Here is a 22,551-nt window from a genome sequence, read left to right as displayed (position 1 = left end):
CAGAAACCGGGTTTTTCCGACAATCTTGGGCTTTCATCGAAAAAATTGGCAAAAAACCCGGTTTCTAGGCCGCGCCACTACAACTCAAAAACCTGGTTTTTCCGACAATCTTGCGCGATCGCCCACAAAGGAAGTTGGTTGGTATTCGTCGGGATCGGGTAGGCCGGGAATAGGGAGATATCTCCAATTACCACTAAACAATAGGTACATCGCACCCGCAAACACGATACCGCTAACAACAGCACCAGCAATTTTCCAAGCACTGTAGGGACGTTCGCCTTGAACTTCGGCGGTGCGAGCATTAACTATTACTTGATATTGCTTGTTTTGATAGCGATAGGCGCACATCCACACTGGTAGCAAAATATGCTTAAAAGTGATAGCATTGTAATCTGTAGAAACGCTGTGAACCCTCTGCTCGTCGCCGCCGATATGTCTACAAACATCCCAGTGAATAGCACCCGCCATGATATTTTTAGCAGAGTCAAATCCTAGAGGGAGAGAAACTTGCGATCGCTGTGCTTCAAATCCAGCTAAATAAGAAGAATTGTAAGGGCGCAATGACTCCTTGAGATGCCAAGGTTCTAGTGCATCCAGACGCGGGCGATCGACTGAAGTTGTCGCCGGAATCAGAATATCATCAAAAGTGCGATCGACTCTGCCAGAAGCAGGCCACCACCTGGTATGTTGGACTTCGCGAGTTTTAGTTTCAGTTTCGCCGTTAGCATTAGTTTCTGTATAACTCTCAGTCACGTAGTAATGCTCTCCGCGATCGCCCTTATAGTAACTCACCGTATAACAGTCGTAAGTCCAAAACGGCAAATAAACCCCTTGAATTTTCTCCGGTTGCGCCAGAGATTTCAAAGCAGAAGGAGCAAACCAGCGGTTGCTGAGCCACTTCTGAATGCTTTCTCTGGCCTGTTTATCAGTAACTTCAAAGGGTATAATTCCCTCTGGCTGCACGCTAGGGCTGGCTTTTACAGGTTGCGTCACAATTGGAGAAGCACAAAACGGGCATCTACCCGCTACTTTCGGCGGTTCAAAAGTAATACTTGCTCCGCAATCATTGCATTTTACTTCCAGGGCTGTTGTGGATAAAGTTGTCAGCGCCGTGCGATCGTTTTTTAGATATTGTTCGTAGGAATTCTCCTTTACTTCTTCCGCAGTTTGAGGAATTGCATCTTCCCAGCCGCAGTAACCGCACTTGAGCTTTCCTGCTTGGGGGTTGAACTCTAAATAAGCCCCGCAGCTAGGACAGGGAAAACGTTTAATAGCAGGTTCAGAAGTATTCATAATAGTTTATTGGTGATATATAGCATTTCTCAGAAAGATGAGGTGTCACTGGGTATATGGCAAACAGGTCATTGGCCAAACAGGTCATTGGGCATACCTCACGACGCTTGAGAACCGCTATAACTGGTAATTGGCAATCGGTAATCGGGAAAACCTACCAATTGCCAATTAACTAAAGATCCAAAATTTTAGGCTGCTGCGGTTGGGGGCGGGGGCGGTACTGTTGCCAACAAAGAGGCTAATTCCGGCACTTGCGATGCTAATTTCCAGCCATCAAAACCCGCCCGCCAAACCATTACCTGATGTGTCAAACCATTTTGCAGAAGTTGATGCAATTCAAAGGGCCCTAATTGTTGACCGTTGGGGGCAATGTACCACTGAGTTTGTGTTATTGGCGGCGGTGGCGGCGGTGTTTGCGATGCTGGTGACTGCATCATATTTGTCATTTGCTGACCCATTGCCATTCCCATGCCCAATTCTAATGCTTGATTGCCGCCGCTGGGGTTATTGGCTGATGCTTCTATAGCATTAGCAGCTTGATATTGGGTATATTGCTGCATATTTCCCAGAAGTCCGATCGAGGCTCGTTTGTCGAGTGCTGCTTCCACTTCAGCCGGCATCGAGATATTTTCAATTAATATCTGAGTTAATTCTAACCCGAACTGCTGAATATTTGGCTGTAGGGCAATGCGTATTTGTTCGCCCATTTGCGTGTAGTTGGCTGCAAAGTCCAGCAAGGGAACGCGGGAATTACCAACCCAATTGGCAAAAGCGCTGACTATTGTATTGCGGAGTTGTTCGCTAATTTCATCTACTTGAAATAGTCCGTCTGTGCTGATTAATTGCTTTAAAAGTTGTTCGGGATGGGAAACTTTAATGTTGTAGGTGCCAAAAGCCCGCATTCGCACTGGGCCGAGTTCTGGATCGCGGATAATTACAGGGTTAGCGGTTCCCCATTTCAGGTTGGTAAATATCTTGGTGTTAAAAAAGTAAACTTCTGCTTTGAAGGGAGAGTTGAAACCGTAGGCCCAACCTTTTAAGGTGCTAAGAAGGGGTAAGTTGCGGGTGTACAGTTCGTGCATTCCAGGATCGAAGACATCAGCAACTTTGCCTTCGCTGACAAAGACTGCTATTTGTCCTGGTCGTACAGTTAGTTTAGCACCTTGTTTGATTTCGTTTTGGTGGCGCTCGAATCGATAGGCAATGGTATCGTTGGTGTTGTCTAACCATTGGATGATATCGATAAATTCGCCGCGAATTTTGTCAAAGAGTCCCATATATTTGTTTTGAGCTTTTGTTAAATTTTAACTTCAATAGGAGCGATCGATGTTCCCGATCGCCTTTGTAAAGTTTTTAGGTGCGATCGCCGCGCTCTGATGGGGGCGATCGCCCTTCACTCCCTCAATCCCTCTCAGCAATGGTTTCCCTCACAATTCGGGTTCAATGAAAATTACAATAACTTCCAAATCAGTATCTTTGATACCAACGGGGATTTGCAAATGCAGCATCCCGTCTGCACCGACGCGCGATCGCGCTTTAATACTTTGCATAACTGAGAGTTCCTTCAGTTTGTACGGAAATTTAATCTTCTAATCACCTCAATAGACTGGCATTGCATAAATGACCGGATCTATCGGTAAACCGCAGATGTCAAGCAGATTAACACAAATAAACGCAGATGTATTTCAAGATTGTTTCCGAATTAATGCAATACAAGTCTAATTTTCATCCCGCTTATTTTTAACTGTTTCACAATCTAACCAACAGGTGCGATCGCGATTTCCACCAGCAGCCTTTAACTCCTTGAATGCTTGTTTGGCAATTTGTAAATCTTCTAAAGTCTCTAACCATTCGATGAGTGCTTGCCAAGTTTCGACATCTAAGACAGCAACTTGTTTGCCTTTTATATTGAGAAACTCAACGGACTGCAATACTTCTAATCCGGTCATTCAGGCTCCCTCTACTTTGATGACAGGTATAAATTAAGTATACTTGAAAACCTGATTACTCTTCCACGCGAACCCGAGTGGCGCCAAAAGCAATTAATTGCGCTGCTATATTGCGGACAATTGGCAACTGCAACAAAGCTGGAGGTGTAAACTGTCGATCGCTATCCAAGGCTCCCTTAATAATTTGGTCTTGCATCAAGGACTGAAATCCTTGAATAATGCGCGTCGGCCATTCTCGCTGTCGCTGCACCTCTGCTAAATCCCACAGGTGCAAGTGATGGTTTTTCAGGGGTGTGTTCAGTACATTGGCCGCGACGACAGCATCTTGAATCGCATAGTTAATTCCCACGCCACCTATGGGCGACATGACATGAGCCGCATCCCCAATTAAGAGCAAGCCGGGACGATACCAGCGGGGAAGGCGGCTCGATTCTACTGACAGAAATGAAACTTGCGACCAATCTTTGATTTGCTCGACTCTATCTGCAAATTCTGGTGCTAATTTAGCCACTGATTTTTGCCAATTTTCTATGCCTAAATCGCGTAATTTCTGATAACTGCCTTTGAGAATTACATAACCTAGTTGCCAGTAATCCAAGCGGTCAATAACCACTAATAAATGACCTCCCGCAGCTCGCCCTCCCACACCGGAATCTTTGACATCGTGGGGACTGCGCGGCAAACGGAACCACAGAACATCCATCGGCGGCGAAGTTTTAATCGGTTCAAAACCTGCTAATTGGCGCAGGCGGGAAAAGCGACCGTCGGCTGCAACTGTCAGGGGCGATCGCACTGCATGATATCCCCCATGTCCCCGATATCGAATTCCGCACACTATTTCATTTTCTATAATTATTTCTTGTACGTTAGCTCCCATTACTAGCTGAAAATTGGGGTAGCGCTGCGCTTCGGCGGTGATTAATTCGAGAAACTTGACTTGGGGAAGAATTGTAATGTAAGGGTACTTGGTTTTGAGACTGCTCAAATCTACGAGGGCGGCAGTATTTTCACCTGCTTGGATGGTGAGGCGACGCATTTTGGTATGGGGCAGTTCCAGTAATTTGTCGGCTATTCCCAATTGATCCATAATTTCCATTACTGACGGATGCAGGGTATCGCCGCGAAATTCTCGATCGAAATCTTTGTGTTTTTCTAGCAGGATCACCGGAATGTTTTGCCGCGCTAAAAGCAGTGCTAAAACAGCGCCAGCGGGCCCGCCTCCTACTATGCAGCAGCTTGTTTCCTGCGAGTCAATGACAGAATGAGTTGTAGTGAATTCTGAATTCTCAACCGAGTTGACAGCCATATTTTTCGGCTCCCGCTTGATGAATAAGTTTGCTAATTACTTACATTGTATGGCTTTGCTAGAGAATGGGAGTTATATCCTGTGCGATCGTTTGTAGTGCGGATTTCAGTCCGCCGGCTATTACGGACTCAAGTCCCTACTACGAACCGTTTCAGCCACGAGTGAGAGAACCGCCCGCAGCCCCGTGGCTCGACAAGGTACAATAAATGCGATCGTACTTAACGCTTATATTTAAAAAGCTACACACAACGCCACAGGAGACAACGGACGTATGGGAAAAGTAGTTGGCATTGACCTCGGAACGACAAACTCAGTAGTAGCCGTCATGGAAGGCGGCAAACCGGTTGTGATTGCCAACGCAGAAGGGATGCGGACAACTCCTTCGGTGGTTGGTTTCACAAAAGAAGGAGAACGCCTTGTCGGACAGATGGCCAGACGCCAAACTGTTCTCAACCCGCAAAACACCTTTTACGCTGTCAAACGGTACATCGGACGCAAATATACCGAACTGACTCCAGAAGCAAAGCGCGTCCCTTACACAACTCGCCGCGACGACAACGGAAACATCAAAATCAAATGCCCTCGCCTGAAAAAAGATTTTGCCCCAGAGGAAATTGCGGCGATGGTGTTGCGGAAGTTGGCCGACGAAGCCAGCCGCTATCTCGGACAAGAAGTCACGGGGGCTGTAATCACTGTTCCCGCTTATTTCAACGACTCCCAGCGACAGGCGACGCGGGATGCTGGCAGAATTGCCGGACTTGATGTGAAGCGGATTTTAAATGAACCGACGGCGGCTTCTTTGGCCTACGGTTTGGAAAGAAGAGAAAGTCAAACGATCTTAGTTTTTGATTTGGGCGGCGGTACTTTTGATGTATCTATCTTAGACGTGGGAGACGGAGTATTTGAAGTCAAAGCAACTAGCGGCGATACTCAATTGGGAGGCAATGATTTTGACCAGAAAATTGTTGATTGGTTGGCAGAACAATTTTTAGAAAAAGAAGGCGTGGATTTGCGAAAAAACCGCCAAGCTTTGCAGCGGTTGATCGAAGCGGCGGAAAAAGCTAAGATTGAGCTTTCGGGAGTCGGGATTACCGAGATTAATTTGCCGTTTATCGATGCGAATGAAGATGGGCCTTTGCATTTGGAAACGCGACTGACTCGCGGTCAATTTGAAGGGCTGTGCAGCGATTTGGTGCAGCGGATGCGTCGGCCGGTGAAACAAGCTTTGGCTGATGCAAATTTGAATCCTTCTCGGATTGATGAAATTGTGTTGGTCGGCGGTTCGACTCGGATTCCTTTGGTGCAGGAAATTGTTCGCAGTTTGATCGATCGCGAACCGAATCAAAATGTGAATCCCGATGAGGTTGTGGCGGTGGGTGCGGCAATTCAGGCGGGAATTTTGGCGGGGGATGTCCGCGATGTGCTGCTGTTGGACGTAACGCCGCTTTCGCTGGGTTTGGAAACTATCGGCGGGGTGATGAAAAAACTGATTCCTCGGAATACTACTATTCCTGTTAGGCGATCGGACGTTTTTTCCACTGCCGAAAACAACCAAACTGTGGTAGAAGTTCACATCATCCAAGGGGAACGGGAATTAGGTAGAGATAATAAGTCTTTGGGACGGTTCAAACTAAGTGGAATTCCGCCGGCACCGCGAGGGATTCCGCAGGTACAAGTAGCTTTTGATATTGATGCTAACGGGATGCTGTTGGTGACTGCTTTGGACAAAACTACCGGCAGGGAACAAAGCATTACTGTGCAAGGTGCTTCGACGCTTTCTCAGCAGGAAGTGAATCAAATGATTCGCGATGCGGAACAGTTTGCTCAAGCTGATAAGTTGCAGCGGGAAAAAGTCGAAAAACGCAATCGCGCTGAGGCTTTGGCTTATCAAGCTGAGCGGCAGTTGCGAGAGGTGGCGCTCGATCGCGGAATGCAGTTTGCTCAAAGAAGCCGCCAGCGAATTGAAACGTTAATTCGGGAGTTGCGAGACAGTTTGGAACGCAACGACGAGCGGGGAGTTGACCAAGTTGGTTCGGATTTGCAAGATGCTCTTTACGATTTGAACCGCGAAGTTGCAGCGTTTGCGATGGATGACGATGATGATGATTTCTTTGAGTCTGTGAAGCGCACTTTTACGGGCGACGGTACTAAGCGCCGCAGCGATGACAGCAGCTATTATACCAATGCTAAGCCGTACAGGCGATCGACTGTCGATCCAATTCCCGATCGCCCCTACGATCGCGATCGCTCCTACGATCGCTCCTACGATCGCCCTGACGATCGCGATCGTTCATACGATCGTCAGGGCGATCGTAGAACCAGCACCAATCGCCCCACTCGCCCCTATCAAAATCAAAGCGACGACTGGGATGATGATGACGATTGGCTGTAATTGAAGGAAGAAGGAAGAAGGAAGAAGGAAAAGAGCAGGTCTTAATTCTCAGAATATATGACAGCTTTTTTCCTGCAACTTCTCAAAGCTTTTTATTCCCTATATCTAGGACTAAGATTCTTTGAATTAAATTGGAGTTACTATCACAGGTAGGGAGAAAAGTATATTTTATGAGTCATAGAGAGCAATACATTTGGCAGCGGGGTATTTATCTTTATCAACTTTGCTACGAATTAACCAAATCTTTTCTTCCATCTGAACTATATGGTCTTACCAGTCAAATTCGCCGTGCATCTGTATCAGTACCAGCTAATATTGCTGAGGGATAGGGACGTGTTAGCACGAAAGAGTATATTCGATTCTTACAAATAGCTCTTGGTTCACTGCGAGAACTGGATACTCATTTAGTGATTTCGGAAAAAGTGGGGTTAGGAACACACGAGCAAATATCACCTGTTGTTAAAGAAGTGGATGAAGTCACACGACTAATTGTCAGCACTATCAATAAACTTCAATCCGAATAAGACCTATTTAATTCTTCCCTCTTCCATCTTCCTTCTTCCATCTTCCTTCTTCCATCTCCAAAAATCTTCCCTCTTCCATCTTCCCTCTTCCATCTCCAAAAATCTTCCCTCTTCCATCTTCCCTCTTCCATCTCCAAAAATCTTCCTTCTTCCTTATTCCATCTTCCCTCTTTCATCTTCCTTCTTCCTTCTCCAATCATGCAAAACTTTCGTAATTACTATCAAATACTCGGAGTTCCCAGAGACGCTACGGCTGAGGAGATCAAAAAAGCCTATCGCCGACTGGCGAGACAGTTACACCCTGACGTGAATCCGGGTGACAAATTTGCTGAAGATAACTTTAAGGATATTAATGAAGCTTACGATATTCTTTCCGACATCGAAAAACGAGCTCAATATGACCAGTTTAGTAAATTCTGGAAACAAAAGGGATTTCAAGGGAAACAAGGCGTAAAACTTCCCAATTTCAAAACTTGGGGAAATAACAAAGCTAGCCGCAAAAAATCAGCCGAAGATATCGATTTTAGCGATTACTCGGATTTTAATAAATTTCTCGATCAAGTGCTTGGAAGGCGACGGGAAGTGAGGATGGCGACGGCGAATGATGCACCGCGAGTTCCCGCCTCGGAACCGTGGAGTACGGCTTCTAAGAAAACGAGTTATGTTGCTAATTCTCGGGAAGATAGAAGGGATTTTGACGATCGCGAAATGCGACGCGAAACTAGAGAAATAGACGATCGCGAAATCAGAAGAGACATCGAGGCCAGGCTGACTCTGCCTTTGGAAAGAGCTTATTCCGGCGGTACCGAGCGCATTCGTTTGGATGACGGGCGGTGGATCGAGGTAAATATGCCTGGGGCGATGGTATCGGGCCAGCAAATTCGCCTGCGAAATCAAGGTATTGGCGGCGGGGATTTGTACTTAAAAATCACAGTTTCTCCCCATCCATTTTTTAGCTTGGAAATGTCGGATATTTGCTGCCAATTGCTGCTGACACCCTGCGAAGCGGTGCTTGGTGGAGATGTGGAAGTGCCGACGCTGGATGGCCCGGTGAAGATGAAATTACCGCCGGGAGTAACCTCTGGAAAGCGGTTGCGGATGGCAAATAAAGGCTATCCGACTGGAAATGGCGATCGGGGCGATCAGCTAGTAGAAATTCAGGTGTTAATTCCCAAGGAAATTAGTGAAGAGGAACGGGAATTATACGAAAAATTGCGGCAGATTGAGACTTTTAAACCCCGTCAAGATTTGTCGGTTTAATGTCTGGTGCTATAATAGCGCACCTTTAATGATGTAAGGTACGCTATTATAGCACCTTACGACTAATTATGTTAAGCAATTATTGATAACATAAGTAAAATTACTGTTGCAATTCTTCAGGAACTAGCGGACAATTAACCCTAAGCTAATTTTTCTACAATCAGGAGCAGTCTGCCGCCATGACTCAAATGCCGCCCCAATGCAACAATCTGCAAGAGCAAGTTGACACTTTACTGCAACTGCTGCGTCAAGAACCGTCTTTGCGACAACAAGATATTACGGCGGTACAAGCGTCTCTAAAAAAGGCAATTTCTCCTGAATTTGAAATTGTGTTTGCGGGCGCTTTTAGTGCGGGAAAATCGATGCTGATTAATGCTTTGTTGGAGCGAGAATTGCTCTACAGTGCTGAAGGACACGCAACTGGTACTGAGTGTTACATCGCCTATGCTGAATCGGCCCAAAAAGAGCGCGTTGTTCTCACTTTTTTGAGCGAAGTTGAGATTAGGACTCAAGTTTATGCTCTGTGCGAGCAGTTGAATTTAACTACTGAAATCAATATTAATCACATAGATGTAGTAAAGATTTTATCTCAGGGATGTTTGATAATTATCGAAAAGGAAGGCGGAGAAAATAAATCGGAGCTAGCCAAACAAGCTAAGGCTTTGATACTGTTGCTAGAAGGTTTTGAAGCTAATCGCGAGCGCATCCAAACTGTCGATAACGCTACTTATTCGATGGAACAGTTTAACTTTTCCAATCTCAAGGAAGCTGCTAGTTATGCGCGGCGCGGTAGCAACAGTGCTGTGCTGAAGCGAGTTGAATATTACTGTTACCATCCGCTGCTGAAAGATGGCAATATTATTATCGATACGCCGGGAATTGATGCGCCTGTCAAACAGGATGCGGAATTGACCTACGATAAGATTGAAAGCCCGGATACTTCGGCGGTTGTCTGCGTCTTGAAGGCTGCGTCGTCTGGGGAAATGACGACGGAAGAGACGGAGTTGATGGAGAAAACGCGATCGAATCCCGGAATTCGCGATCGGCTGTTTTACATTTTCAACCGCATTGACGAAACTTGGTACAACACGCAACTGCGACAGCGCTTAGAAAATCTGATTAATTCCGACTTTCGCGACACTACCAGAGTCTATAAAACCAGCGGATTGCTGGGATTTTACGGGAGTTTAATTAGAGGGACAACCGGGCGCGATCGCTTTGGTTTGGATACAATATTTGCCGAAAGTCGCGATCGCCTTGATGCAGACACAAATTCGGGTAACAACAGCGAAAATAGTCAAGACACACCGCAATTTGTCAACGAATTTAACCGCTACTGCGCCAATTCTGGCAAACTGTCTGCTAGTCAATTTCGGATTTCAGTTAACAGCTACGAAACCCCAAATCAAAACTACGTGCGGATTCTTGCAGAACAAGGTCAACCGTTAATCCAGCAATTAATTCAAGATAGCGGCATCGAAGATTTTCGCACAGCCATCACCGATTATCTCACCAAAGAAAAGCGCCCGCAACTGTTCAAAAATCTCGCTGACGATTTAGAAGATTTGTGCATTCAACTGCGGAAACAATACCAAACAATCCAGCGGAGTTTGGACAGCCAGCCCCGCGAAATTGAAGCGATGAAAGCCCAAGAACTTTTGCGGTTAAATCAAGAATTGCAGCAAGTTGGACAAGATTTTCGGGAACATATCGCCAAAGAAATCAATGAAATGATTATGAACAAATGCGATATCTTTGACATTGATTTTCGACAACTGCAATCTCGGATGATCCGCCGCTTGGATGAATTGTTAGACGGATTTTCGGTAGAGGCGGCTTACGGACGCACTTTGATGACTCATCCCCGCAATGCTACAGCACCTTTAATTGCTGTTTTAGTGGAAGCGCTTTATTATTTAGCGAATCAGTTGGAAGATATTTTAGTAGAGGCTACTAAGTCACTGATTGATAATTATTTCCAGTATCTGAAAGACAGCGTTCGCAAGTCGGAATACTATCGATTGCTTTATCGGTTGTTGGGGAACGATGGGGGAATTGAACAGCAGTTAGAGGAGTTGTCGCAGCGGGTTTCTAATGCTTTGGTGAATGCAGCGGGCGTGGAGTGCGATCGCTACGTGCGAGAAAGTCCCCGTTTTTACGACGAAGGAACGTTTTCGATTTACCAATTCCGGGAAACATTACAGCAAACATCTCAAGGTTACGATTGCGAAAACATGGTGGACGCGCAACCGGCAATTCGGCAATTGTTGCGGCTAGATTTTGAGCCAAAAGTATCTAGAACTATTCGGCAAACTTTCCGCCAAACTGTCAACCAAACGCTGAAAGAGCATTTGTTACCGATGGCGGAACAGCAAGCTGATGATATTTTGCAGAAATACAGTCAAGCCCGCGATTATTTGGAACAAACTTTAGCACAGGAAGCTGAGGAGAAAATTGCCAAGAATCGGCGGCTGCAAGATGAGAATGAAGAGAAAATTCAAGAGTACGATCGGGCGGTTTCTGGGATTAATGATTGTTTGCGGGCGATGAAGTTGCACGAGCATTTGTTGCCTGTAATTGTAGAAAACAATAGCGTTGCGGTGGATTTTGAGTAATTGTGCTATAATAGCCAGCAAAGAGCGACTTTAATTATATGAACATTCGCCAAAAACTTCTAACAATAATCGAGCAACTTCCAGATGATAAGTTGGCAATACTTCTCAACCTCGCGCTGTTTTTGACAAGAGGGAAAGAATCTGTTCAACCGATGCTTGAATCTCAAGCTTATCAAGATTGGCTGAGTGCGGAAAATGACATTTATGACGAAATATTTGCCGATGAACTTACGGCGCGGTGATGTAGTGTTGGCTCAAGTGCCAATGCCTTCTAGTCAGCTAACACAGTTTAAACTGCGTCCGGCTGTGATAATTTCGGCAGATAATCTAAACCAAATTCTTGACGATGTGATGGTTGTACCTTGTACTTCTAAGACAACTCGCCCTTTGAGGGTGGCTCAATATTTGATAACAGGAGATGAAATTGCATTAGCTGGTATTAGAGTGGAGTCTGTAGTTAGATGCGAGTCCATTTTTACCCTAAATAAATCAATGATTACTCGCAAACTGGGTTCTCTTTCAACTGAGGCTATAAACCACGTTAATCGCTGTTTAATGGTAGCTTTGGAATTAGAAATAGTAGATTAAATAGGACTTACATGAGGGTGGCAAAAATATGAAAAATAAAGTTGATTTCCACAACTGTGACAATAATGATGCTGTATCTTTCGGTATGACAATGCTTAAAATGGAAAAACTCAAAAAAACAGTAAATAAACTTTTTTCTGGGTGGGATTTAGGAGAAACACTTGATGATTTATTAAGAAAAGAAAACCTAAATATAGAGGTTCCTTGCAATCATCCCCAAAAAAATTGGTCATACGAAGAATGGTTTAGTCAAGGTATAGATTGTGAAATTCTCAGAGTGGGTGCTCCGGGTTGGAAAAAAGGAAAGATTAAGCTCAAACTCAATGTCACTATAGAATTTTGTCCAGATGAACCAAAAGTTGAAGAAACACCAGAAAACAATCAATTAGAAATTAGCCCTCCAGAATCACCCCTTGACGATTTGCGCCGCCAACTACTAAACCCGGAAAATCAACCGCACAATTCATGACTAAAACCCCTAGAATTCGTATTCCACCCGAAGTCAGAAAATACGTATTCACTCGCAACAAATACCAGTGCCAAAGCTGCGGCCAAACCAAACTAGAAGCAGAACTGACGATCGATCATATCATCCCCCTAGGGCGCGGCGGCAGCAACGACATCAGCAACCTGCAAACCCTCTGCCGCCCCTGCAACCAAAGGAAAACCGACAAACTAGACCCGCGCTTTAAGCGACACTTTGACCTGTGATATCCTCCATAACATCCGCGTTAATCTGTGGTTAAAAACTCCTACCATCGATAATACCGATAAGGATCGTCCCCATTCTCAAAATCCGCCTTATAATCCCAGTGATAAAACTCCCGACTAGAACCGTTAAACACAGATCCATCCGCCTTAAAAGTCGCCCCTAAATTAGCCAAAATCTGAGCATTTGCCCGAGTTTGCCGCCAGCGAGTAAAACGCAAATAAGTCTTATCATCCGCATTCAAACTGTCCGGGTCAATTTGAGAGAAAATCGCCACACCCTTACCAACTTGTACGCGACTTAACAAACCGTCACCACCGATTTCTCCCCCAGACTTAATCAACCAAGTATCATAAAAAGAGCGCGATCGCAAATCTGAACCGCTAAGCCCCTTCACCTCATCCCAACTCGGAACCGCCAGCGAACCACCGAAATCCTTCGCCTGCTGCAAACCCACGCCCAACGCCGCCACAGGCACTTGACGCGGCAAGAAAAACGCCTTCCCGCCAGCATTCAAATAACCGCGCAAATCGGCATCTTTCAGATTCGCTTCGGCCCCCACAATTGCCAAACCCACATCCTGAGAAAGCGCATTAGCCCGCTGATAAAATACCCCCAAACTGTCCAACCTCTGTGCATCATTGTCTCCCCCAATTAAAACAACTTTATCCGGCTTTCCAAGCACCGGAGAAGTCATCCCGTAACTCATAATTTGTTGCACTAACTGCGCCGCCCCACCATCTACAGAATAATGATCTTCCAAATCCAACTCGTTTAAAATCAACCGCCCTTTTCCATAATCCAATTCCATCAGCGGCGAATAAGCTAAATCAAACTCAGATTCCAAAATAGGCCGCCAACCGCTGCGGTGTGGCTTCTCAATAGCAGCGCTGCTGACACCGCCGCGATTTCCCCAACGCCAGCCGTACCAAGGCGTACGTGCCGGACTCAATCTTGACGGTTTTTGAATTGTATCTGGGTAAGCTTCCAGCAATGTGCTTTCCCCAGTCCAATCGCGCAAATCAGTTTCATCCAAACTGCTAATTACTGGATGGTTAATATCAATTGGATAGACGCGACGACTAATATGTTCTGCAACCCGCAAACCCTTATTTTGTAGCCATTCTCGGCGCTGGGGAAACACGATTGCTTTGCCGCCATCCCGCACAAAATTCTCTAAATTTCCCGGCATATTTTGCCCGCTAGAAAATGCTTCCCGACCGATAACTAATAATGATGAAACTTGCGAACCGTTCCACGGTATCAGTTCGTGACCTAGCTGTTTTAACATTGCCGATGTTTTGCCAACTGGGTCAAATATTGCGATCGTATCCTTGATTTTGCTGGGAGTACCAAAAACCCGGAAGGCAAAAGTATCGACATGAGTGCGATCGCCTATTTTCGCAGTTAGGCTAATTTCGCCATCAGCCTTACTTGAGATGTCATTTGGTAATTTGATCTCGATCGGGAAAAACAGTGTACCTGCCGTGTCAATAGTTCCCTGCTTTTCGCCCTTTCCAACCTCTTTCCCCCCAGCCAAAATTCGCCAAGTAAAAGCAAAATTTTGTTTCGCCCTAGTATCGTTAATTAAGACTACCTGCTTCGCCAGTTTTCCGCCAGCCCAAAAACTGTGGTCTTTCGCAGTAAAAGCTGGATTAGAACCAGCAATCCAAGCCAAAGTCGGGCCGTTATTTTTGATAATTGCCTCGCCGCCAGGACGAATAGTGTAGGCTTCTGGCTGCAAATAATAAAGCATCTTCTTGGAGACTTGCTTCACATAAACGCCTCGTCTTCCCGGTTTAAATTCTCCAATATCCACCTTAGTTTTGCCAGCATCCGAAACTTGCCAACCATGTCCTTCACTCCAAGGAATCATCCCTCCAGACATTCCAAAAGTCCGCCAACTCCGCCAAGTATTCGTACTGAATAACTGCTGCAACTTTTGAAAAGCTGGTGCAAAATCTAACTCTTGATTAAAATGCCAACTTTTATATTCTTGACCTTTGACAAATTGCTCACGAATTTTATTTTTATATGCCGTAGTTTCTAGTTCATAAGCTTGTTTACCCAAATAAATTGCTGCAAACTCGGTCATCAAAGGTTCGCTAACAATCACCTTATTAAATCCCGCTCGATTTCGCATCATCGTGGCCTGTAGTGGTGTCCCAAATTCCACTACCATGTATGGCATTTCTCCAGTTTTACTCCACTCAGAAATCCATTCTTCTCTTTCTTGCAATGGAATTATATTCAAGTAAGAATTCAGCGCATAAACATCGCCAAAATTTGCGCCCTGGTGTACCATCACAGGTCTGGTTGGATCAACGGATTTCATCCTTGCAAAAGATTCATTTGCCAAGGTTGTAATGTCGCGCAAACGATTCTTATCAAGAGTTCCTGCTACTTCTTTTTTTCCGATGCGACGGGGATTTTGGTCATCAGTATTTCCAAAAAAGTTAGGACTTGTAGCCCACATTAATATTGATGGATGATTGCGATAGCGACGCATTTCTGTCGTCATTCGCGATTTCCAGCGGTCTCTAATTTGGCGGTTATTCCACTTGCCATTTGAAGCGAGTAAACTAATGTCTAAAGCTGGTACCATAACTGGAAAGCCTTTGAGGTCTGCTCTTTCAGAAAACAGTTCTCGGAAGTGCCATTTCCCTCGTTCATCGTGATTCCAAGGCCAGGTTTCTACTATGTTGAAACCTGCTTTCAGGTAACTGTCAATTAATTTATCGGAAACTTCTACTGTGCCACCTTCCCAATTTTCGGAATGCAAGATGGGACGCAGGCGAATTTCCGTGCCGTTCAAGAAAAACTTGCGTCCTTCTATCCAAAATTCTCGGAAGCCGAAGGGTTGATCGTATTGTGTATTAATCCCGCTTCCTTTTACTTCTAATTTCAGGGTGTAAAGGTTTGGTTGACCGACATCCCAAAGGCGGGGATTTGGCCAATTCCACTGAACTTGTACGGTTTGAATGGGTTTAGCTTGAACCTTGGCATTTGCGGTGAATTTTTGTTGTACTTTGCCTTTTTCGTCGAGCATTTGCGCGATTAATTCAACTTGACCGTTTTGGGCAACGTCTTTGAGTTCAACATCTAATTTAACTTGCTTTTTTCTGGTGGAAGTTTGGACGAATACGTCGCTAATCAGCGGGCCGGGGGGAAGGCTCAGAAGCCGTACCTCACCGATAATTCCCCGCGATTGCAAGTTGGCTTTTTCTGTGTAGATTTCTGTGGGGCCCATGATGACGGCTTTTTCCTTTTCATCGGAGACTGCCACAACTAAAATAGATAGGGTGTTTTGACCTGGTTTGACTGCTTTGGTAATTTCAACAGTACCGTAAGGCCATTCGATTTGACCGCAGTTAATGCCGTTGACAAAGATTACTGCATCGGTGCTGACTCTGGCTAAGTCAATAAAAATTCGGCGGTTTTTCCAGTTGTCGGGAATGTTGGCTGTTTGTTGGTACCAAGCTTTTGATAGTTGTTCGCGGTTGAAGTTTTCCCAATCTTTGCCACTGCCGCGAGTGATGATTCCGGGTACGGATTGCTTGTTTTCTTTTTGCCAGTCTCCGGGCACCCAGATGGAGCCCCAGCTTGGGGATGTGGGGGGGGTTTGGGTGTTGCCAACTGCGGGGACAAATTGCCACTTTCCGTTGAGATAGATTTGGTCGCGTTTGTTGTCGATCGCCCGAATGGCCGCGATGGTAAGATTGGGAAAGCCGATCGACGATATCGCACTGTTACTGACCGAATTGGCATTTTGAAGCGCGTAACCCATGAATCCGAAGACGGTGGCGGCTGCGAAGAATAATCCGATAATTTTTGCCAGCTTGTGATTCACCTTAAGTTTCTCCCAGATAGGGGTGGAGCGAATTTTTCCCTTCATTTATAATAAGCTGCAGCCTCCATAAATTGCTCGGTTCCGGCGACTGGGGAGAGGGAGAGGGGAGAGGGGAGAGGGGGAGAGTGGGAGAGTTGGAGAGTGGGAGAGGGGGAGAGGGGGAGAGTGGGAGAGGGGGAGATGGGGAGAGTGGGAAAAAGATTCTATTTTGCTTCTGACTGTTGACTGTTAACTGTTGACTGATGACTGATGACTGATGACTGTTGACTGTTGACTGATGACTTCCATAAATCTGTCTCTGGGAAGATGGCACGGCGCGGACAAATCTGGTTTGGTATAGAAAAAACCCATAGTTAGTTTTAACACTCTTGTTTCACCCGCAGAAGAAATAGCACGATCGCGCCATCGCCACAGGTCAACAAAAAATGAGTTGGTTTCAGGTCTTGCCCTTACCCATTAAATCCTACAGCCTTGCTACATTTAGCGCCGCCACGGCCTTACTGCTGACAACTTTGTTAATCTTTGCATTCCAGGCAACTCCTGCAATATTACTTTTGGCCGTTGCAATGGTTAGCGCTTGGTATGTTGGCTTAAAGTCCTCTGAACAAGAACTTGAAATAGAACGCCAGATTATTAAAAAAGTAATTGACACTTCGGCTTGCTTGATTGTAGTTCTTGACAGCCAAGGACGGATTGTCCGGTTCAACCAAGCTTGTGAAAAAACCACAGGCTACTCGGCAGCAGAAGTTGTGGATAAATATGTTTGGGATCTATTTTTAATTCCCGAAGAAATAGAACCTGTTCAAACAGTTTTTGCTAAACTCAACGCGGAAAATTATTACAGCGAATATCAAAATTATTGGCGGACTAAAAACGGCGACAGGCGCTTCATTTCTTGGTCTAATACAGTGATGGTCGATGGCGATGGTGTGGTAGAATATGCGATCACCACTGGCATCGATATTACCGATCGCAAAACAGCAGAAATAGCCCTAGCTTCATCCTACACCCAGCTAGAAACCCGCGTCAAACAGCGGACGGCAGAACTGACAGTAGCTAAAGAAGCACTGCAAGCTCAAGAAGAACGATTTCGCTGTTTGAGTTCCTGTTCGCCGATGGGGATTTTCATGGCGGATTTCGAGGGGCGCTACACCTATGCAAACCCGCGCGCTCAGGCGATTTTCGGCTTGAGTTTGGCAGAAATTTTAGGAAACGGTTGGGAGAATTGCATTCACCCGGAAGACTGCGATCGCGTATTGACCAGATGGCTGGATTATACTCGAAAAGGTGGGGAATACGCGATCGAATATCGCCTGCAAACAGCAGAGAAAATTGTCCGCTGGATTAACGTTTGTTCCTCGCCGATGTTCTCCGACTCCGGCGAACTCATCGGATATGTGGGCACGGTGCGAGATGTCACCGAAAGACAACAAGCGCAAGCAGCTTTGTCTAGCAGCGAACAGCAACTGAGAACGCTGCTAGAAAATACGCCAGATATCATTATCCGCACGGACAAAGAACTGCGCTATATTTATGTCAATCAAGCAGTTGCCAGAAGCCAAGGAAAACCCGTTTCATTCTTCCTCGGCAAAACCAGTCAAGACTTAGGAATGCCGCCAGAACTGTGCCAGATTTGGGACGAAACCCTGTACAAAGTGTTAGAAACAGGTCGAGAAGAAATCATCGAATTTCAGGCGCACTCAACGGAGGGTATCAGAAGTTATCAATCTCGCGTAGTTCCAGAATTTAACAAAGAGGGCGCAGCAGAATCGGCATTGATTGTCGCCCGCGATATCACAGAACTCAAACTTGCAGAAACTCAAAGATTGCAGTTAAAAATCGAGCTAGCAGCCAGGGAAAAAGCAGAAAGAGAACAGCAGCGGTCGGCATTTTTAGCAGAAGCTAGCAAAATGCTGACTGCGGCATTTGACGGGGAAACGGTGCTGCAAAATGTCGCAGAACTAGCGGTAAAATCGATCACTGACGGGTGCTGCATTTATTTGACCGAAACCGGATCAAAAGTGCGCCGCGCGGCTGTAGCTCACGCCCAAGCCTCTGCGGTTGATATTCTGAATAACTTGAAAATCCGCAGCCCGATCGCCTCTGATGCTGTTAACGGCTATCCGCTGGTAATTCGCACCGGCAAATCGGAACTAATTGTCGAAGTGGATGAAGAGATTTTAGCAGCAGCAGCAGCCGAAGATACAGCAGAAATGGAAACATTGCGCTCGCTCAATATCGGCTCCCACGCTTGCGTACCGCTCTTAGCCCGCGGGCGGGTAATAGGTGCTATTACCTGCTTTACATCTAAATCTGGCAGTCGCTACAATTCCCAAGACATGGCAATGTTAGAAGATTTAGCATACCATGTCGCTTTTGCCCTAGACAATGCCAGACTTTATGCAGAAGCGCAACAAGCACTATCTCAAACAGCGCAATCGTTTGCCTTAATTGACTCGCTCCTAGAAGCATCTCCCTTGGCGATTTGCTTTGTCGATCGCGAAATGCGCTTCATCCGTATCAATCAAGTGTTAGCAGAACTCAACGGTTTGTCCGCAGGGCAACATATCGGTCAAGACTTCCGCCAATTGTTCCCAGAATCCGCGCACAAATTTGCACCAATAATTCAGCAAGTTCTCGACTCCGGCGAATCGGTTTTAAACGTAGAAATTAGCGACGAAAATCTTGGAAAAATCGGAGAGTTGGGCTATTTGCTCGCCAACTACTACCCAGTCAAAAATGAAAGGGGAGAAATCATCGGTGCCGGCATAATTTTCGCAGATATTACCGCAGCAAAACAAACCGAAATAGCTTTGAAAGAAAGCGAAACGCGCTTCCGCAGCGTGGTAGAATCTAACATGATCGGCATCGGTTTCTGGGATGCGGACGGCGAAATTACTGAAGCTAACGACGCCTTGCTGGAAATGATCGGATATACGAGGGAAGAGTTGGTTTCGGGACAGATCCGCTGGCTGGATATCACGCCTGCGGAATACGCAGAAATCGATCGCGCCGCTGTAGCGCAAGTCGCAGCCGCAGGAAGTTGCGAGCCTTATGAAAAAGAATTTATCCGCTCAGACGGCACGCGCCTCCCAATTTTAATCGGCGCCGGAAACTTGGAAGGATTCACAGACAAAGGATCGTTCTTCGTGCTCGATATCACCGATCGCAAACAAGCTCAAAACCAGCTCCAAGAAAACGAAATCCGCATTCGCCGCCAACTAGCAGAACTCGACTTAGTGTACAACACCACACCGGTCGGGATCTCCTTTGTCGATACCAATTTGCGCTACATCCGCATCAACAAATGCCTCGCTCAGATCAACGGCAGATCGATCACAGATCACATCGGGCGCACCATCAGAGAAGCGATTCCCGAAATCGCCGATAAACTAGAGCCGATTTACCTGCAAGTGCTGGCGACGCAAACCCCCGTGCTCGACTTAGAAATTAAGGCCGAAACGCTGCAACAGCCGGGATTAGTGCGGGATTGGCTAGTCAGCTTTTACCCTGTAAGCGACGAATCGGGAACGCTGTTGGGAGTCAGCAGCGCGATCGCCGAAATCACCGATCGCAACCAAGCAAAACGGGTAATCCAGCAAAGCGAAGCTTTATTCCGGCGGCTGTTAAATTCCAATATTTTCGGAGTCGCGATCGGAGATTTTAGCGGCCGCATCGCCTACGCCAACGACTCGCTGCTGAACATGGTGGGCTACACCCGATCGGACGTGCTCTCTGGTCAAATGCGGTGGGACAGGATGACACCCCCCGAATACCTGCACCTCGACGCCTTGGCGGCCCAAGAACTGCGGGCTTCGGGAGTCGCAACTCCTTTCAAGAAAGAGTACATCCGCAAAGACGGCAGCCGCGTGCCGATGCTGATGGGCGGGACGACTTTGTGCCCGGACAAGGGCGAACCAGAGACGATCGTCGCATTTTACATCGACTTGACCGAAACCTCCAGGGTGGAAGCAGAACTCAAAAACAATCAAGAACGGCTGCAAATCGCTCAGCAAGCAGGCAAAATCGGAACTTTTGAATGGAACGTCGAAACCGGGGAACTCGCGTGTACGCCGGAATTAGAGGCTTTGTACGGGCTGCCGGTCGGCGGTTTCGACAGCAGCTATCAGAATTTGCTGGCAATGGTGCATCCAGACGATCGCGCTTTCACTCAACAGCAGTTGCAGGCCGCGGTGGCATCCGGGGAGGAATTAAACATTGAGTTCCGCATTTGCCGTCCCGACAGCAGCATCGGCTGGATTGCTTGCAGGGCTAAGGTGTTTCAGGACGAGAGCGGTTTGTCCCAGCGGGCGATCGGGGTAAACGTCGATATCACCGATCGCAAACAAGCAGAAGCAGCGCGATCGCAAACCAACCAAACTTTGGAAGCCTTGATTCAAGCTTGTCCCCTAGGAATTACCGTTGTTAGCGCCGACGACGGCATTGTGAAAATGTGGAACCCAGCGGCAGAGAGGATTTTTGGCTGGTCAGAATCAGAGGCGAAAAATCAATTTTCGCCCTCCATTTCCCCAGACAAGCAGGAGGAATTCACGGCAAAATTGAAAAAAATTAGTCAAGGAAAGGCGATCGCGGGGATGGAAACCCAGCGCCAACGGAAAGACGGCACCACGATCGACATCAGTTTGTGGGCAACTCCAGTCCGCGACGCTCAAGGCAATATAAATTGTATGTCGATCGTCGCCGACATCAGCGATCGCAAGCAAGTAGAGGCAGAACTCGCTCAGTTGCTCGATCGCGAACAAGCCGCGCGCGCGGAAGCAGAAGACATCAACCGCCTGAAAGACGAGTTTCTCGCCACGCTTTCCCACGAACTCCGCACGCCTTTAAATGTGATTCTGGGCTGGGCGCAGAGGCTGCGCGGCCTCCCCTACACTGAAGATGATTTAGCTAGCGGTTTGGAAGCGATCGAGCGCCAGTCAAGGGTGCAGGTGCAGCTAGTCGAAGATTTGCTCGACGTTTCCCGGATTATTCAAGGCAAGCTAGCTATCAAACCAGGCTGGTTCGTCATGGCAAACGCGATCGAAATTGCTCTGAGTTCAGTCATGTTCGCCGCCCAGGCTAAGTCTGTGACTGTTTCCTCGGAATTAGACCCTACAGTCAAATTGATGTGGGGCGACGCCCAGAGGTTGCAGCAGGTAGTCTCGAATTTGCTGACAAACGCCGTCAAGTTTACGCCAACGGGCGGAACCGTGAAACTGCGTTTGTCTGCGGTAGCTGTGGCTAATTCCGCATCACCTAATTACCTGCAAATTACTGTCAGCGATACCGGAAAAGGCATTTCAGCAGAGTTTCTGCCCTACGTGTTCGATCGCTTCCGACAAGCAGACGGGTCGATTACAAGGGCTGACAGCGGTTTGGGACTGGGATTGGCGATCGTGCGGCACTTGGTGGAACTCCACGGCGGCACTGTACGCGCCGAAAGTCCGGGTAAAGACGAGGGTGCGACATTCACCGTCATGCTGCCCCTCAAACAGCGGATCGGCAAGCAGCGGCAGTTGAGAGAGGAAAGGAAAGCCCCTCAAATCCGTCCGGGTATGTTAGCCGGTTTAAAAGTGTTGGTTGTTGACGACGAACCCGACAACCGGGAGTTTTTGATTGTCGCCCTCGAACAGTTGGGGGCGCAGACGACAGCGGCTGCTTCGGCTGCGGAGGCGATCGAGCTTTTGCAGCAGTCGCCGCCGGATATTCTAGTCAGCGACATCGGGATGCCGGTTGAGGACGGCTACTCGCTGATCCGCCAAGTGCGATCGTCCCAATCTGACAAAATCAAGCGCTTGCCGGCGGTAGCGCTGACAGCCTATGCTAGCGAACAAGACCGCGCCAGGGCGATCGACGCCGGTTACGACGAACATTTAGCAAAGCCGATCGATCCTGCTCGATTCGCCTCAGTTTTAGCCAAATTAAACGTGCAAAAGTAGTGCAGGTTCGTAGACAGGACTTGAGTCAGCAGCTTTTTACGGACTCAATTCCGCACTGCGAACGAACCGTTTTTGTTACGTTTTACGGAATCATATCAAATCGGTTAGCATCGGAATGATTCAGAT

Annotated in this window: 15 protein-coding genes and 1 pseudogene; 9 read left to right on the top strand and 7 right to left on the bottom strand. The window is 46.9% G+C overall.

What is annotated here, in order from left to right:
- Positions 1-84 precede the first annotated feature (84 nt).
- The 5 genes from QUB13_RS19740 to QUB13_RS19720 all read right to left on the bottom strand — a co-directional run bounded on the left by QUB13_RS19740 (position 85) and on the right by QUB13_RS19720 (position 4,548).
- Entirely contained in the window at positions 85-1,293 is a 1,209-nt protein-coding gene (locus QUB13_RS19740; protein WP_333383721.1) for a hypothetical protein, read from the bottom strand.
- Positions 1,294-1,481: 188 nt separating this feature from the next.
- Entirely contained in the window at positions 1,482-2,570 is a 1,089-nt protein-coding gene (locus QUB13_RS19735; RefSeq protein WP_333383718.1) for an SPFH domain-containing protein, read from the bottom strand.
- A gap of 150 nt (positions 2,571-2,720) precedes the next feature.
- Positions 2,721-2,843: a hypothetical protein gene (locus QUB13_RS19730; RefSeq protein WP_333092337.1), complete on the bottom strand. Its 123-nt coding sequence runs from the start codon at positions 2,841-2,843 to the stop codon at positions 2,721-2,723.
- Positions 2,844-3,011: 168 nt separating this feature from the next.
- A complete protein-coding gene (locus tag QUB13_RS19725) occupies positions 3,012-3,242 on the bottom strand; it encodes a hypothetical protein (RefSeq protein WP_333383714.1) in 231 nt (76 codons plus the stop codon).
- Between the two features lie 55 nt (positions 3,243-3,297).
- On the bottom strand, positions 3,298-4,548 hold the full coding sequence (locus tag QUB13_RS19720) for an FAD-dependent oxidoreductase (RefSeq protein ID WP_333383711.1): 1,251 nt from the start codon (positions 4,546-4,548) through the stop codon (positions 3,298-3,300).
- Between the two features lie 271 nt (positions 4,549-4,819).
- Here QUB13_RS19720 and dnaK point away from each other — a divergent pair, with 271 nt between their 5' ends.
- Positions 4,820-6,940, top strand: coding sequence for a molecular chaperone DnaK (dnaK, locus tag QUB13_RS19715; RefSeq protein WP_333092333.1), 2,121 nt, complete (start codon positions 4,820-4,822; stop codon positions 6,938-6,940).
- A 170-nt stretch (positions 6,941-7,110) separates the two neighbouring features.
- A pseudogene (locus QUB13_RS19710) lies at positions 7,111-7,464 on the top strand (four helix bundle protein).
- Here the strand turns inward: QUB13_RS19710 and QUB13_RS19705 are convergent.
- The gene (locus QUB13_RS19705) at positions 7,452-7,664 is read right to left on the bottom strand and encodes a hypothetical protein (RefSeq protein ID WP_333383708.1); all 213 of its coding nucleotides are present in this window, start codon (positions 7,662-7,664) and stop codon (positions 7,452-7,454) included. The pseudogene QUB13_RS19710 and the gene QUB13_RS19705 overlap by 13 nt on opposite strands.
- Between QUB13_RS19705 and QUB13_RS19700 the strand changes: the two genes are divergently transcribed.
- From QUB13_RS19700 to QUB13_RS19675, 6 genes are all read left to right on the top strand, one after another.
- Positions 7,663-8,724 (top strand): DnaJ C-terminal domain-containing protein, encoded by a 1,062-nt coding sequence (locus tag QUB13_RS19700; RefSeq protein WP_333383706.1) that lies wholly within the window; start codon positions 7,663-7,665, stop codon positions 8,722-8,724. The two genes, QUB13_RS19705 and QUB13_RS19700, sit on opposite strands and share 2 nt — an antisense overlap.
- Positions 8,725-8,903: 179 nt before the next feature.
- Positions 8,904-11,339, top strand: a complete 2,436-nt coding sequence (locus tag QUB13_RS19695) for a dynamin family protein (RefSeq protein WP_333383704.1) — start codon at positions 8,904-8,906, stop codon at positions 11,337-11,339.
- A gap of 38 nt (positions 11,340-11,377) precedes the next feature.
- A complete protein-coding gene (locus tag QUB13_RS19690) occupies positions 11,378-11,581 on the top strand; it encodes a hypothetical protein (RefSeq protein WP_193972758.1) in 204 nt (67 codons plus the stop codon).
- On the top strand, positions 11,562-11,927 hold the full coding sequence (locus tag QUB13_RS19685) for a type II toxin-antitoxin system PemK/MazF family toxin (protein WP_193972757.1): 366 nt from the start codon (positions 11,562-11,564) through the stop codon (positions 11,925-11,927). Before QUB13_RS19690 ends, QUB13_RS19685 begins: the two co-directional genes overlap by 20 nt.
- Before the next feature lie 28 nt (positions 11,928-11,955).
- Positions 11,956-12,396 carry a KGK domain-containing protein gene (locus QUB13_RS19680; protein WP_333383701.1) on the top strand — a complete coding sequence of 147 codons (441 nt, stop codon included), beginning with the start codon at positions 11,956-11,958 and terminating at the stop codon, positions 12,394-12,396.
- Complete coding sequence (locus tag QUB13_RS19675) at positions 12,393-12,638, top strand: HNH endonuclease (protein ID WP_193972755.1); 246 nt, start codon at positions 12,393-12,395, stop codon at positions 12,636-12,638. Before QUB13_RS19680 ends, QUB13_RS19675 begins: the two co-directional genes overlap by 4 nt.
- 41 nt (positions 12,639-12,679) lie before the next feature.
- On the opposite strand, the gene QUB13_RS19670 is transcribed toward QUB13_RS19675, so the two are convergent.
- Entirely contained in the window at positions 12,680-16,531 is a 3,852-nt protein-coding gene (locus tag QUB13_RS19670) for a glycoside hydrolase family 2 protein (RefSeq protein ID WP_333383697.1), read from the bottom strand.
- A 380-nt stretch (positions 16,532-16,911) separates the two neighbouring features.
- Here QUB13_RS19670 and QUB13_RS19665 point away from each other — a divergent pair, with 380 nt between their 5' ends.
- A complete protein-coding gene (locus tag QUB13_RS19665) occupies positions 16,912-22,425 on the top strand; it encodes a PAS domain S-box protein (RefSeq protein ID WP_333383694.1) in 5,514 nt (1,837 codons plus the stop codon).
- Positions 22,426-22,551: the final 126 nt, after the last annotated feature.

It is taken from the genome of Microcoleus sp. B4-D4 (genome assembly GCF_036705185.1).
Taxonomy (GTDB): Bacteria; Cyanobacteriota; Cyanobacteriia; order Cyanobacteriales; family Microcoleaceae; genus Microcoleus.
Note: the sequence above shows the minus strand (reverse complement) of the source record. Positions and strands in the feature narration are given on the sequence as shown.

What these genes read in the sequence shown, in the direction of transcription:
- QUB13_RS19740 (WP_333383721.1), bottom strand. Translation starts at nt 1,293, where the DNA reads ATGAATACTTCTGAACCTGCTATTAAACGTTTTCCCTGTCCTAGCTGC.
- QUB13_RS19735 (WP_333383718.1), bottom strand. Translation starts at nt 2,570, where the DNA reads ATGGGACTCTTTGACAAAATTCGCGGCGAATTTATCGATATCATCCAA.
- QUB13_RS19730 (WP_333092337.1), bottom strand. Translation starts at nt 2,843, where the DNA reads ATGCAAAGTATTAAAGCGCGATCGCGCGTCGGTGCAGACGGGATGCTG.
- QUB13_RS19725 (WP_333383714.1), bottom strand. Translation starts at nt 3,242, where the DNA reads ATGACCGGATTAGAAGTATTGCAGTCCGTTGAGTTTCTCAATATAAAA.
- QUB13_RS19720 (WP_333383711.1), bottom strand. Translation starts at nt 4,548, where the DNA reads ATGGCTGTCAACTCGGTTGAGAATTCAGAATTCACTACAACTCATTCT.
- dnaK (WP_333092333.1), top strand. Translation starts at nt 4,820, where the DNA reads ATGGGAAAAGTAGTTGGCATTGACCTCGGAACGACAAACTCAGTAGTA.
- QUB13_RS19700 (WP_333383706.1), top strand. Translation starts at nt 7,663, where the DNA reads ATGCAAAACTTTCGTAATTACTATCAAATACTCGGAGTTCCCAGAGAC.
- QUB13_RS19705 (WP_333383708.1), bottom strand. Translation starts at nt 7,664, where the DNA reads ATGATTGGAGAAGGAAGAAGGAAGATGAAAGAGGGAAGATGGAATAAG.
- QUB13_RS19695 (WP_333383704.1), top strand. Translation starts at nt 8,904, where the DNA reads ATGACTCAAATGCCGCCCCAATGCAACAATCTGCAAGAGCAAGTTGAC.
- QUB13_RS19690 (WP_193972758.1), top strand. Translation starts at nt 11,378, where the DNA reads ATGAACATTCGCCAAAAACTTCTAACAATAATCGAGCAACTTCCAGAT.
- QUB13_RS19685 (WP_193972757.1), top strand. Translation starts at nt 11,562, where the DNA reads ATGAACTTACGGCGCGGTGATGTAGTGTTGGCTCAAGTGCCAATGCCT.
- QUB13_RS19680 (WP_333383701.1), top strand. Translation starts at nt 11,956, where the DNA reads ATGAAAAATAAAGTTGATTTCCACAACTGTGACAATAATGATGCTGTA.
- QUB13_RS19675 (WP_193972755.1), top strand. Translation starts at nt 12,393, where the DNA reads ATGACTAAAACCCCTAGAATTCGTATTCCACCCGAAGTCAGAAAATAC.
- QUB13_RS19670 (WP_333383697.1), bottom strand. Translation starts at nt 16,531, where the DNA reads ATGAAGGGAAAAATTCGCTCCACCCCTATCTGGGAGAAACTTAAGGTG.
- QUB13_RS19665 (WP_333383694.1), top strand. Translation starts at nt 16,912, where the DNA reads ATGAGTTGGTTTCAGGTCTTGCCCTTACCCATTAAATCCTACAGCCTT.